13 protein-coding genes are annotated in these 12,027 nt (G+C 42.0%); 5 read left to right on the top strand and 8 right to left on the bottom strand.

What is annotated here, in order from left to right; translation table 11 throughout:
* Position 1: 1 nt before the first annotated feature.
* Positions 2–979: a hypothetical protein gene (locus F6K46_RS19910; protein ID WP_293062663.1), complete on the bottom strand. Its 978-nt coding sequence runs from the start codon at positions 977–979 to the stop codon at positions 2–4.
* Between the two features lie 917 nt (positions 980–1,896).
* Between F6K46_RS19910 and F6K46_RS19905 the strand changes: the two genes are divergently transcribed.
* The 3 genes from F6K46_RS19905 to F6K46_RS19895 all read left to right on the top strand — a co-directional run bounded on the left by F6K46_RS19905 (position 1,897) and on the right by F6K46_RS19895 (position 3,991).
* Complete coding sequence (locus F6K46_RS19905) at positions 1,897–2,022, top strand: hypothetical protein (protein ID WP_293062661.1); 126 nt, start codon at positions 1,897–1,899, stop codon at positions 2,020–2,022.
* Between the two features lie 150 nt (positions 2,023–2,172).
* Positions 2,173–2,475, top strand: coding sequence for a hypothetical protein (locus F6K46_RS19900; RefSeq protein ID WP_293062658.1), 303 nt, complete (start codon positions 2,173–2,175; stop codon positions 2,473–2,475).
* Between the two features lie 346 nt (positions 2,476–2,821).
* Entirely contained in the window at positions 2,822–3,991 is a 1,170-nt protein-coding gene (locus F6K46_RS19895) for a glycoside hydrolase family 68 protein (RefSeq protein ID WP_293062652.1), read from the top strand.
* A gap of 226 nt (positions 3,992–4,217) precedes the next feature.
* Here the strand turns inward: F6K46_RS19895 and F6K46_RS19890 are convergent, their stop codons facing one another.
* Together F6K46_RS19890 and F6K46_RS19885 are read right to left on the bottom strand one after the other, a co-directional pair.
* The gene (locus F6K46_RS19890; protein ID WP_293062650.1) at positions 4,218–5,495 is read right to left on the bottom strand and encodes a serpin family protein; all 1,278 of its coding nucleotides are present in this window, start codon (positions 5,493–5,495) and stop codon (positions 4,218–4,220) included.
* A gap of 1,011 nt (positions 5,496–6,506) precedes the next feature.
* Positions 6,507–7,106 (bottom strand): rhomboid family intramembrane serine protease, encoded by a 600-nt coding sequence (locus tag F6K46_RS19885; RefSeq protein ID WP_075902120.1) that lies wholly within the window; start codon positions 7,104–7,106, stop codon positions 6,507–6,509.
* Between the two features lie 202 nt (positions 7,107–7,308).
* Here F6K46_RS19885 and F6K46_RS19880 point away from each other — a divergent pair, with 202 nt between their 5' ends.
* Entirely contained in the window at positions 7,309–7,926 is a 618-nt protein-coding gene (locus F6K46_RS19880) for a class I SAM-dependent methyltransferase (protein ID WP_075902118.1), read from the top strand.
* A 252-nt stretch (positions 7,927–8,178) separates the two neighbouring features.
* On the opposite strand, the gene F6K46_RS19875 is transcribed toward F6K46_RS19880, so the two are convergent.
* Complete coding sequence (locus tag F6K46_RS19875) at positions 8,179–9,042, bottom strand: SWIM zinc finger family protein (RefSeq protein WP_293062645.1); 864 nt, start codon at positions 9,040–9,042, stop codon at positions 8,179–8,181.
* A 432-nt stretch (positions 9,043–9,474) separates the two neighbouring features.
* Here F6K46_RS19875 and F6K46_RS19870 point away from each other — a divergent pair, with 432 nt between their 5' ends.
* Positions 9,475–9,705 (top strand): type II toxin-antitoxin system Phd/YefM family antitoxin, encoded by a 231-nt coding sequence (locus F6K46_RS19870; RefSeq protein WP_293062643.1) that lies wholly within the window; start codon positions 9,475–9,477, stop codon positions 9,703–9,705.
* A gap of 79 nt (positions 9,706–9,784) precedes the next feature.
* On the opposite strand, the gene F6K46_RS19865 is transcribed toward F6K46_RS19870, so the two are convergent.
* The 4 genes from F6K46_RS19865 to F6K46_RS19850 form a co-directional block, all read right to left on the bottom strand.
* Complete coding sequence (locus F6K46_RS19865; protein WP_293062641.1) at positions 9,785–10,156, bottom strand: DUF5615 family PIN-like protein; 372 nt, start codon at positions 10,154–10,156, stop codon at positions 9,785–9,787.
* Entirely contained in the window at positions 10,131–10,484 is a 354-nt protein-coding gene (locus F6K46_RS19860) for a DUF433 domain-containing protein (protein ID WP_293044716.1), read from the bottom strand. Before F6K46_RS19860 ends, F6K46_RS19865 begins: the two co-directional genes overlap by 26 nt.
* Before the next feature lie 365 nt (positions 10,485–10,849).
* On the bottom strand, positions 10,850–11,047 hold the full coding sequence (locus F6K46_RS19855; RefSeq protein ID WP_293062635.1) for a hypothetical protein: 198 nt from the start codon (positions 11,045–11,047) through the stop codon (positions 10,850–10,852).
* Positions 11,048–11,491: 444 nt separating this feature from the next.
* A complete protein-coding gene (locus F6K46_RS19850; RefSeq protein ID WP_293062633.1) occupies positions 11,492–11,632 on the bottom strand; it encodes a hypothetical protein in 141 nt (46 codons plus the stop codon).
* Positions 11,633–12,027: the final 395 nt, after the last annotated feature.

Raw genomic sequence — 12,027 nt, 5'->3', positions numbered from 1 at the left:
TCTAATGAACCATTGCTGGTTCTAGCACTATCAAATTGCCCTCCTCATCAACTGTGATCGGCAGAGGTTCGCTGATATCGCCGAGAAAGCTCCCGTCTAGAGCGAAATTACGCCATGACATAAAGTACCAGATCTGATCAGGACCTTGTACCAGTTTCCCGGAATAGAGCCGCTTCACTGAATCAGCCCAGAGCGCCCTTGGAGCAGAAAATGGTCCTAAAGGATGATCAGCAACCATGTAGAACGTTCCCGTGAGGTTACTATCAACAAACTCTCCTGGGGGGATCGAGAAGAGCAGATAGTAGCGCCCCTTGATAGTAACCACTTGCGGACATTCCATAGTCCCGAACGTCATAGGCTCAGTTAATGGTGGTAATACTTGCCAATCAATCAGGTTTTGTGAAGTGGCATGAGCAATCACGCCCCGACTTTCAGCAGGACCATAGTTAACGCGACCAGTAATTAAAGCATGAAATTCCCCTGTTTCTGGATCCTGAAACACCCAAGGATCGCGCCAGGCTTCATCGAACCAAAGGTTTTTCTCAGGGTGCTCGAGATCATACTTCTCGTAGTAGCGACTATCAGCCTCGATCACCGGGTTTTTCGGATGTTTTTCCCAGTGGATTAAATCTTTGGAGGTCGCAAGGCTGATGCGTTGGATTTTTCCTTGCTCTTTGCGATCAGTGCTGGTGTATGGGAGATACCACAGGCCATCATGACGAATTACGCAGCCAGTCCAATTAGTGTACTCATCCACGTCACCATAAGCTTCAGGCTTCATAGCATCTGGTAGAATCTCCCAGTGCCGTAAATCCTGAGAAACAGCGTGACCAAATGAAACATGCCAATGTCGGTCTTCTGGATCCGGTAAATCCTTAGAAGCTTGCAAGTAAAATAAGTGATAGTCGGAAATATCTTGAGCTAGCCAGAAGTCCCAGATCCATTTATCTGAGAGTTGTAAACTGTGATTAGGAAGCATAAGTTACCTGCTTTTGTGTAAGAGTATTAGTTAGTGAATAACTGTGACTAACTCCCTAGAAAAGTTAGCCTCTTTACTAAGGCGTCAACTAGAGAGTATAAAGTAATAATTCGGTAGTAGGGTAAGGGAAGTAAAATTCCTTACCGCTTAATTAAATCCTATCTAACTAATTATTGTGTAATTTATAGAAGCAACGCCTAATGATTAAACAATAGTCTATGTATCCAAGTATTTTTTTTCCTGAATACATTAAACTAGTGAGGAATTACGTACTGAGAGTAGTTAAAACTATATCTATACTTTAGACGGGCATAAAGTTTGAGTTAGAAGCTATCAGCAAATACGCTCACTGTTGATCGCTCAAAGTATAGTGTTTTAATTGATGATAACTTACCCTCTAATCAGATAATCAGAGAGTTACTACGTAAGTCCTAATATTATTTGATAATAGCTTAAGGCTATAGCAGCATTTAAGCGAGGTCTGTACTCGCTTTTTTACCTATCACTACCAAACTTATTCTAAGATAACAAATAGTGTTGGGGAAATGTCATTGGTAAAATTGCTTATTAATTGCCATTCAAATCAAATCTTTAAGTTGTGAAGACATAGACAAAGTTTTAACTAAGGTCAGATTACTAGGATGTAAGCATTTAGCTATCAGCTATCAGCTATCAGCTCTCAGCTTTTTAATAAAACGGGTAAGCATTGCTTTAATTTCTGTTACGTTAGCTGACCGCTGACCACTGACCACTGACCACTGACCACTGAATGCTTACACTAGGACTTACGCAGTTGAAAGGAAAACCCGAAGCCAAACTCGAAGCCAAACCCTAATTTAGGAGCCCAAGGCTTGCGCCCTCTAGATAGGATCTCAGCCTATATAGCACTACGCATTCAGATGTTTGACATTGTCTTGATGCAGTCGCTCATGGGGGAAACCACGGCAGTCGCTCATGGGGGGAACCCCCAAGACCGCGCTGCCTCCCCAAGACCGCGCTGCATCGCTCCTAAACTCCGAAACCTAGTCCTAGCTTACTTTTGACTTCTGACGCAAGAACCTTATGACTTGCGCGTAGCGCTATACCTCGATGCTAAACTTGCATGAGCCAGCCTACGGATTGGCGTTGCGTCAGTCTTCGAATGAATATAAGTAGAGTGGGCATCCTGCCCGCGCGGAGAGGAAACGGGCAAGATGCCCATTCCACGGCAAGATGCCCATTCCACGGCAAGATGCCCATTCCACGGCAAGATGCCCATTCCACGGCAAGATGCCCATTCCACGGCAAGATGCCCATTCCACGGCAAGATGCCCATTCTACAGGTGCGACCCAAGGCCGTGAGCAATCCCTCACGGCCTTGGAGGCGCGCACCTACTCTTAAAATCATTCCATTATTAAGCAACGCCTACGGATTAGGCTATCAAGCGTGTAACCTTAATGTATTACTTAGTAATACATATCATCAAGGAGAATTGGCGATCGCCAATTCTTGGTAAAAGATAAGTATTTATGGCTCTTCCGTACTTGTTATGCTAAATTAACACTTTGAGGAAGGGAGCAGGAAGTAGGGACTGAGGCCGTTGGCCACGCTACGCGAACGGAGCAGTGGAAAGAGGCAGTATTTAGAAATTATTGTTAATTAATCAGAACCATTGTATAGTAAGCTTTATGATTTTTTTAACCTGAAATGAGCGCATAGCAGGTACTGAAGAACCGTATTTATACTTAGATTGTGCCCCATATCCCTGGAATTTGATGGATCCTCTTGTCAAACAAATAATACATTGATTTAATAAAGTAATATTCCCTTAACAAAACTAAAAATATCTTAAGCAGAAGCTGATGATACAACAACTCGATCAGGGCAGGAGCGACGCTGCGACCTTAGAGCAACTGTTCAACCATGATATCAGCATCCAGACAACGCCTCATCAACCTGCTCCAAGTAAAACAGCTCTCTCAAAATATCTCCTGCTTTACCTTCAAGGAGGAAAGGATTTAGAGGGAGTGCCTTGGCAGAGAGGGGAAATGGGTGGGGCTATTCTTAGTGAAGATTTGTCTGTAATTAAGCACTTAGGTCCTGTGTTTCAGCCAGACCGGGATGACTACTGGCGAAGCTCTCGCCTTCTAGCAGGAAGCTTACGGTTGGTAAACGAAAATTCCCTGTATTTCTTTTACGGTGGATCTCCAGACCGTCCTAATTTGCTTCATGAGTATATTGGCTTCTGTAAGGGAATCATTAGGGATAATCACGAGATTGATTGGCAAGCTCCCCAACTGATCGAATTTCTTGATTGGGAGAAATACTACGATTACTCTGACCATCCATTGATGCCAGACCAACGTCACCGCCAGTTGCGGGATCCTTTCCCCATCTTTCACGAAGGCAAGTATTGGATGTTTCTATCTGCTGCTGCCAAGACAAATTCCCAACCCAAGAAAGGCTGTATTGGTCTAGCAGTAGCAGATCAACTCGAAGGACCCTATACACTCTTGCCACCAGCCCTGTTTCCTCATTTCATGACCGATGAAGGTGAGCAAGGTCTCTTTTACGAGTGTGAACGAAGCCACGTTTACTATAAAGGAGGAATGTGGCACATGTTCTTCTCTGTGATGAAGCAACATGTGGATCCCCGTTGGCTTGAGCAACTTGGTGATGACGCTGCCTCCATTACTGACTCCAGCCTGTACCATTTTGTCTCGCCACAGATCAACGGTCCCTATCAGCCAGCAGGGGTGGTACCGGTTGTGAAAGGATCCTCCGAGTCTAACTTGTATGCGATCAACTTCGAGCGCAATAACCAAGAAGACCTCATTGCCTATGGGTTAAATTTAGGAATGCAGGAACTGGATGTTTCTGGTCAGTGGAAAGTGTTGTGGGACAACGATTATCCAGAAATTAAGAAAGTAAGTCCTTCTGGTCAGCAGAGTGTTGCTGATCCCTCGTCACTATTATATGGACGTGAGGGATACTTTATTTGGGATGCAATTCTATTCAAGCTACCTGCCTAAGGTTAACTAGGTTACCAGGTTAAAGGTTATCTTTTGAAGCTTTAACGTAAGCATATGCGCTACGCGCACGCTACTTGAGGTGCAGTCAGCGGTCAGCGGTCAGCGGTCAGCTTATTTTATTCAAAAGCACCGATGACGCTACGCTGTTCGCTGATAGCTGCATGCTTACCCTTTAACTTTCAACCTTTAACCAAACAACCTTCACACTAATTCAATAGCTAATAGCTTACGGTTCCACAATCGAACCCATGAACAAAATTGCTCCAGTTTTATTGTCCCGAACAGTACAGAAAAAAGGACGATTAACCACTAGATTAAATGGTTGATCTATGCTAATCGAAGTGGGAACAACACCGATAGAAGTAGCAGCCGCTGCTTCAGTGCCTTCTTCATTCACTTCTACAAAGGTTTTGTGCTTGACTTGACTAATCGCTGCTGATTCAGAGGTTAGATTAGAAAAATCAGCGTTATCGGTAAACGCCACATCCATCCCCAAAGCTTTTAGGGAATCGTTGAGTTTAATATCGTATTCAAATTTAAAGCGGGGTAGCCGAATTGACCCATCCCGAGACCTAAACTCTTTCATCCATTGTAGCCAGTTTTCCGCTGTGAGTTGTTGTTGAAATTCTGCCAAGCTGCTCCCTTCACGGGGTAAGAAAACATACAAACTCAACCGTTCTTTACCGTAGGGAATACTTACAGCTTGAAAGGCATCATTTTCATAGTACTGATACTTCCCATACTGATACATCATTGGGTGTTGCTTTTGGTTTAAATCAGAGATATAAAAAGCTTGATCAGACGTTTGACTTTTATCGAATTCTCTGGTCCAGCTGCCTTTGAAATAGATAGCATTAATTAAGAAAAGTAATTCATCCCCTTGAGTGCGTTCGACAATCGTTTTGATTTTGCCGTTTGTGTTATTTTTGACCCAACGGTTAATTTTTTTTGCAGCCTTGGCACTACTAAAATCAAGTTCTGTGACCTTTGCTTTGTAGAATTCCTGGTTGTTTTTAATAAATTTGGGGTTGATGTCAATGCCTTGGTTAGCCCACAGGGAGTTGGCAATGGACAGCTGGACATCAGGGTCAGCATTTTCCAAGCTAGCTTTTAAGGCGTTATTCCCCTGGTTGAGTTGATCTAGACTCAATCCCTCTAATTCTAGGACTTTTGCCATAGCCTCTTGAGTCTCGCCGCTGGCACCGTTGTAAGCCATGTCTAGGGCAATGGCGATGCTGGTGGGAGAGACAAAAACATTCTTGTTAGTGTCCTGCTTGAGAATTTCTGAGAATAGCTTGAAGCCAAATTTAGTATTAGCGTCTACAAGATTGGTATCTACTGCTAAAGTTGGTTTTTGGTCAGCTGACATTGATTCTTTCCTTGGTTCGGAGTTAGGCAGAGGGTCAAGGGCATTGGTTTTTTCCGACACACACCCCAATATACCTGTAAGCAGGATGCTGACTGCCATAACAGTGGCTATACGACTAAGTATTTGATGGTTCATTTGATCGTCTCCGTTGCTAATACCCTGTTCTAATATGACCATTTCAGGATAATTCGGTTCCATTAGTTACGGTTTTTGCTACGGCTAAGAGGGTAATCCGTAATGGGGAATAACGATATAATCGTGGTGTTTAACAGTCTAAATAACCTAATTTCCACATAACCAACGTTATCCAGGAGTCATGATTTCATAAGTTGTCAAGGTTTTAATGGCTCGATACTTCTGGACTTTTCGGTATTTTTTTGTCCCTCACATACCTCAAGTCTTTCAAGTTGGCTTTTCTGTTATCCCTCACCAGAAAGTGCTGCACAAAAGGCTATTTGTCTCATAGGGAATTATAGTCAAGTTTAGGCAACTATTACTATAACTTACTGATCTTCCCGATTTTTTGCCCTTGACAGCCACAATATTTTCATGCTATAGTATAATAATATAAATAAAAACTATACTCCAGATTCTGCTGAGCAACAACTAAATCAAACACAAAACCATACATTAAGCAAACCAGATCACAAACATCGGATATCTACGATGAAGTTGACGAATAACACACCCTGCCTCCACTAGTATCAGGCTAGTGGAGTTTTTTGATCGAGATCACCTGATGCTCAGATTGACTAGATCGACCAAAACAAGCAAGTTTATAAAAATTTATATGAAATAACACCAAAAATTGACATTAGACCAACACCAAATCATACTTAATTGGCCAATAATAATAATTGAGAACACAAAGAGAAAAGCACACCCCGCTAGTCTGGCCGCTAGCGGGGATTTTTTTTACCGGAACTACGGCCAGGAGCCAGGCCATTTGAGCAGTAAGCCTCAAAACTGGGTAAATTTATCATGGGCAGCTCGGGAGAGCGGTGGCTCCGACTAGAATGAAGCGGAAGTGATGGTGATTGTGGTCGAACCGACCGTTTGCCAGCCAGAGTTGCTCTGACTCCCTACCCATTCACCCAATTAAGGGTAAGCTGACCACAGTGGTTTAAGCTTTAGCCCCATCTTTGCTTACAGAAACAGATTCCGAAACGTATCCATATTGCTGGCTGCAAGCATACCTGCTAGGAAGCCAAATAAATGTCCTTGCCAGGAGATCCCTGTTTCACCAGGCAATAAACCTCTGAGTGTAAAACCATAGACACCACCGATAGCGATAGAACCTATGACTAACAGGGAGTTACCTTCTAAATACCCCTGTCCGATCAGAAAAGCTACATACCCAAAAACTAGACCGCTTGCGCCATAAGAGACCGTGTTAGGTGAACCAAGTAGCCATTCAGCCAAACCACCAACCAAGACTATCACCAAGGTCACGACCCAGAAATCATCCGTTCCTCGTAACAACACCCAACAGCCAAGGAGCGCGAACGGAATAGTGTTTCCGATCAAGTGTTTCCAGTCTTTGTGCAAGAAGGGTGAAAACAAAATACCAACTAGCCCAAGCCAGGTGCGGGGTTGGATACCAAACTTGTCGTTCAGTGCTCCCCCGCATAAGACTAAATTGACAAAACTTATAATCCAGGCGTAAAGAACCAAATCACCCACCGCCTGGAAGTTGTCACCCCAAGCATTTTGGAATTGATTAATCCAATCAAATATACTTGTCATACTTCACCCGGTAGCCTGCACGCTCATATTTATGTTTACTACTATAATTTATATAGCGTTTCTCCAGGATTTTTTACCTATTCCCTGTTCCCTACTCCCTACTCCCTAAAACCCAGTACTTTGTAACTTAACTAATTAAGACTTGCTATATATATAATTGATCATGAGTGCCAATTCAAGGTTATCCCAAGGTAATTGGATCATGAGTGTATATTCAGAGTTGGTTTTTCCCCGATTGATGGACTGGGCTATGTCTGACCCGGTCTTAAGCAAGTATCGTCAAGAGGTTTTATCTGAGGTGTCTGGGGAAGTCTTTGAAATTGGCTTTGGCACAGGATTAAATTTAAGGTATTACCCCAACCACCTACAAAAACTTACAACTATTGATGTTAATCATGGGATGGAATCATTAGCTAAAAAACGTATTCATGACTCGGAAATTACTGTTGATTTTCGGGTACTGAATGGCGAAAGTTTACCGATGGCTGACCATAGCTTCGATAGTGTAGTTAGCACCTGGACATTGTGCAGTATTACTAAAGTAAATCAGGCTATAGAAGAAATTTATCGGGTCCTAAAACCAGGGGGAAAGTTCTTTTTTATTGAGCATGGAATAAGTGATGAGTCTAAGGTTCAGGTTTGGCAAAACCGCTTGACCCCTTTACAAAAGATTATTGCGGATGGCTGTCATCTAAATCGTAATATCAAACAGCTGGTTGAAAATCACTTCCAGATTCTGACGTTAGAAGAGTTTTATGAACCAAAATTTCCTAAGATTATGGGCTATATGTATAAGGGTGTTGCTCAGAAGTCTTGTTAGCATTAAGCGGTCAGCAGTCAGCGGTTAGCGGTCAGCGGTCAGTGGTCAGCCTAATGCTTAAAATAAACTTCATTTGGGATAATTTAATAGTTCGAGATTTTACAGAATTAAAAGTCTGGGGAAAAGCCCATCATAAGCATATGTTGATAGCTGAATGTTGATAGCTGAATGCTGATAGCTGAATGCTGATAGCTGAATGCTGATAACTTAAATAGGAACATTAGTTCCAACAGGAAATTAATTATTACCCTATTAACTATCTCGATTTAATGCTGAAATTACAGCTTGCTGGCTGACTATCTGATAAATTCCTTTGAGATACTGCATGACACGAGGGTCAGCTGCTCCTAGAGGAATTGTTCCTAAGACATCGAGGACTGTTCCACTATCTGTTGGTGGTGCAATTACCACCAGGGAAGAATCGAGAGGCTGATCGTATTGCCAAAATTGCTGAATATTGACTGAGGTTTCAGGATCGCCGATTACTGATTCCCCCTTTTCCCTGTTTTGATCAGGGTTTTGATCAGCAGACGTGAGATTTGGAATTGACGATGGCTGCTCTGTGGTGGAAGTTTCCCCTGCTTGACCACTGCGTAATTTACGCAAGGCATCAAGGATTTGTTCTTTGGTGCTTCCCCGCAACTGGAACAAAACAAAGGGGTCTTCGCTGAAGCGATCGCCTAATTCATAGTATACTGCTGCGATATGCTTACAAGGATTTTTGGGATCGGGGCAATTGCACTGGGAACGAACGTCGGAGAGGGTGAAGGGAAATAAACTTAAACCATTGGCAGTAAAGACTTCTTCGATATTATGGGGCATTTCTCCTGCTAATAACTGAGCTGAGTAAATTGCTTTACTTGCTAGGGTTTGCACCACATAATTCCAGTCTTCCTCGGTAAAGGGTTCGATGGAAATGGTTAATTCATAGGGCTCCGGAGCAGTTCCTTGAACTTTGGCGACTACTTGTGGTCCTAGAAAGTCAATACTGAGAATATTGCCTTCTTTGGCATAGATACGTCCCCGTTCCAAACGCTTTTTGAAGCGATAGGAATTGAGTAAGTCATTCCAACGTTCTACCCACCATTCTTGGGTTTCGATTTCGTAGTTTGTCATTTATATAGCAAAGAAAACAGGGAGTAGGGAGTAGGGAGTAGGGAGTAGGGAGTAGGCAACAAATGCTTATATTAGCACTATAGCTGTTTCTAGTCTAATCAGGTAAGCACTATTTTTTCGCTCTTCCCTGTTCCGAAGTCCCTGCTCCGAACGCGCCCCGCGTTCGGAGCAGGGAGCAGACCGATTTTTGGCAACTTTACACAAGTTAATACAGCGATGCAGCTTCGGAACAGGGGGTTTCCCCCACTCGCGCTTTGCATCAAGAAGTGAGGTTTATTTTTGTCCAGGTACATATTTATGGTTTTTTAGGGAACAGGGAACAGGGAATAGGGAACAGGGAAGAGAAAAAAATCCTGTGTACCTGATAGCTATTAAAAACGCTTTAAATGTGATATAATTATAATGTTAATTAAGTCCGTCAATAGTATCTAAATGAAAACAATTTCCAAAAGTATACTGAAAAGCAAACTGCTGGAGTTATTGCAGCTTGTAGAGTCAGAAGGGGAAGAAATTGTAGTCACTGATCGGGGCAAACCAGTGGTGATAATTTCTAAATACGGTAATTTATCCTCAACAGAACAGTTATTTGGAAAAATGCGCGGTAAAGTCAAGTATTTTGAGGATTTAACAACTCCTACGACAGAAGAATGGGGAGAAGTGTGAAAATTGTTCTCGATACTTGCGCGTTGATTTGGTGGAGTCTAGATCCAGATAAGCTTTCTCAATCGGCGAAAGACCTTTGCTAAACGCTATAACTGTGTGGAAGATAAATAATTTGGTCTTGATATTCGTTTTCAAAAGATGCCTCAGCTAGAAAAACCAGCTCATCAATATTTTCTCCCATACTTAACTTGGTGTTGAGAATAAAGATTCCTGGTATGTGATTCCCTTCTGTAATATAATCAGCTAAATGGGTAGGCATAGATTTATGATTATTTGTTACCAGCACAAAACCATACTCGTCACACCATTTCAGAATTTGGGGGTCTAACGTTCCTCTTGCAGGAGTATTCGGTTCACCAACAATCCACATCACCAAATCAGGAGAATTCCGGGTCAATTGGATTTTGTAAGCAGGATTGACATTTTCATCCAATAGATAGTTGAGAGTCATCAGCTTTTTTGATTACTTTTCGTTCTGCTCTCAACTTCCGCAATCGCAGGGCAGAGGTCGAGGGGTTAATTTGCTGTGCTTTCAGTTGCTGGTGACTCCACTCTAACCAGTCAGCAACATATTGGCTGACCATTTCTTTATTGTGTAGATAATAAAGAATAGTAGCATAAACCTGTTCTAGATTTAGGGATGGATAGGTTTCGGCAATTTCTTCAGGAGTGCGGGCACGATGGATATAATCATAGAGAATAGTTTCTATTCCTATTCTTGTGCCTTTTATACGAATATCGTCCACACTGAGGAAGTCAAAATAGTCTTCTAGTTGCATTTTTTTATAGCAAAGGGAACAGGGAGTAGGGAGTAGGGAGTAGGGAGCAGGCAAGAGGTAAAAAATCCTGTATACCTGATAGCTATGAAACACCATTTATTAATTTTATCATACTTTGATGATGTTGGAGTACAGGCTTACTGAACCACCAGTATTGGATTCCCGATTCCCAATTCTCTATTCTAAATTCTCTATTCTAAATTCTCTATTCTAAATTCTCTATATATTCCAAAACAAAAAAAAATAGCCGCAGAAATACTATCCACGGCTATTTCAATCACCTATGTCAGAAGTTTCCAAACCAATCCGGATGTGATCCGATGGGATTGGCCAAGGGGGGGAAACCCCCCCAGAAATTTAAGGTGTTATGGCAACAACAAGTACTTGGTCATGATAGTAATGAATTGCCCTGGAACCTCAGTGGGCTGCAGAGGACTCCACTCGGAAATTTCCGCATAGCGCAGACCATAAAGGGCGTACATCGTGTTGAGTACTGCTTTACGAGAACCCTTCAAGATGTGCTTAACGGGTTGTTTGTTGGAGTTTGGAGTAAATTCTGACATAGGTCAAAGATTCAATTTGTTGACAAGTATTATTGTAATGATTATACAACTATTTGTCAAGGGTTTTTAAAGGTTTTTTTTTGAGTATTTTAAAGTTAATAAAAAAAGCAATACTATAACGTTATCGTTAGCTTTTAAATAAACAAATGCCCTAAAATAGACTTACATTGCTATCAATATTTATCCATACTTAAATCCATCAATCCCTACAAATAGTCTTTGTAAATAAATGTAAAAAACTAAATTAATCCTTGCATTTTTTCCAGGATTTATCTATACTATAGATATTGAGACTGAGACTAATAACCGCGCTGGTTCAAACCATTAACCGACGCCAGCGCGGTTTTCCTCCCACCTAAATAGGAGTTACTTCCATGATGGCAAAAATATCACAATTATCAATACAGCGGTTTGCAATTGCTGTTAGGTACAACGTCTGGGCTTTTAGGGAGCAGGGAGTAAGCAATAGGCAATAGGCAATAGGCAATAGGCAATAGGCAATAGGCAATAGGCAATAGGGCTATAAGGCTCAAGGGTTAACAATAGACCAGACCAGGTAATCACTTTTAACACACCAGTACCCATTTATTCCTAACGAGTACTATTTTCTCACACACCAATACTATTTTCTTGTAAACGAGTACTGCTGTGTAACAAATGGGTACCCGTTTCTTCCTAACGAGTACTAGTTTCTCATTAACTAGTACTTGTTGCTAATAAACTAGCCAGTCAGCAAAGCTTGTAGGGTGGGCAAAAACCCTTTGGTTCTTTGAACAATTCTAGATACTATCATTTTGCCCACCCTACGCAACTAATAAACTAGCCAGTCAGCAAAGCTTGTAGGGTGGGCAAAAAGCCGTTGATTCTTTGTAAGTAGGGTGGGCAAAAACCCTTTGGTTCTTTGAACAATTCTAGATACTATCATTTTGCCCACCCTACGCACTGTTCCCTGTTCCCGTCTTGATGCAGTCGCTCATGGG

This window comes from Moorena sp. SIO3E8, from assembly GCF_010692445.1.
In the GTDB taxonomy this organism is placed as follows: Bacteria; Cyanobacteriota; Cyanobacteriia; order Cyanobacteriales; family Coleofasciculaceae; genus Moorena; species Moorena bouillonii.
This window is presented reverse-complemented; position numbering and strand designations above follow the sequence as displayed.

What these genes read in the sequence shown, in the direction of transcription:
- F6K46_RS19890 (WP_293062650.1), bottom strand. Translation starts at nt 5,495, where the DNA reads ATGAACCATCAAATACTTAGTCGTATAGCCACTGTTATGGCAGTCAGC.
- F6K46_RS19870 (WP_293062643.1), top strand. Translation starts at nt 9,475, where the DNA reads ATGAAAACAATTTCCAAAAGTATACTGAAAAGCAAACTGCTGGAGTTA.
- F6K46_RS19895 (WP_293062652.1), top strand. Translation starts at nt 2,822, where the DNA reads ATGATACAACAACTCGATCAGGGCAGGAGCGACGCTGCGACCTTAGAG.
- F6K46_RS19905 (WP_293062661.1), top strand. Translation starts at nt 1,897, where the DNA reads ATGCAGTCGCTCATGGGGGAAACCACGGCAGTCGCTCATGGGGGGAAC.
- F6K46_RS19860 (WP_293044716.1), bottom strand. Translation starts at nt 10,484, where the DNA reads ATGCAACTAGAAGACTATTTTGACTTCCTCAGTGTGGACGATATTCGT.
- F6K46_RS19875 (WP_293062645.1), bottom strand. Translation starts at nt 9,042, where the DNA reads ATGACAAACTACGAAATCGAAACCCAAGAATGGTGGGTAGAACGTTGG.
- F6K46_RS19850 (WP_293062633.1), bottom strand. Translation starts at nt 11,632, where the DNA reads ATGGGTACTGGTGTGTTAAAAGTGATTACCTGGTCTGGTCTATTGTTA.
- F6K46_RS19865 (WP_293062641.1), bottom strand. Translation starts at nt 10,156, where the DNA reads ATGACTCTCAACTATCTATTGGATGAAAATGTCAATCCTGCTTACAAA.
- F6K46_RS19910 (WP_293062663.1), bottom strand. Translation starts at nt 979, where the DNA reads ATGCTTCCTAATCACAGTTTACAACTCTCAGATAAATGGATCTGGGAC.
- F6K46_RS19885 (WP_075902120.1), bottom strand. Translation starts at nt 7,106, where the DNA reads ATGACAAGTATATTTGATTGGATTAATCAATTCCAAAATGCTTGGGGT.
- F6K46_RS19880 (WP_075902118.1), top strand. Translation starts at nt 7,309, where the DNA reads ATGAGTGTATATTCAGAGTTGGTTTTTCCCCGATTGATGGACTGGGCT.
- F6K46_RS19900 (WP_293062658.1), top strand. Translation starts at nt 2,173, where the DNA reads ATGCCCATTCCACGGCAAGATGCCCATTCCACGGCAAGATGCCCATTC.
- F6K46_RS19855 (WP_293062635.1), bottom strand. Translation starts at nt 11,047, where the DNA reads ATGTCAGAATTTACTCCAAACTCCAACAAACAACCCGTTAAGCACATC.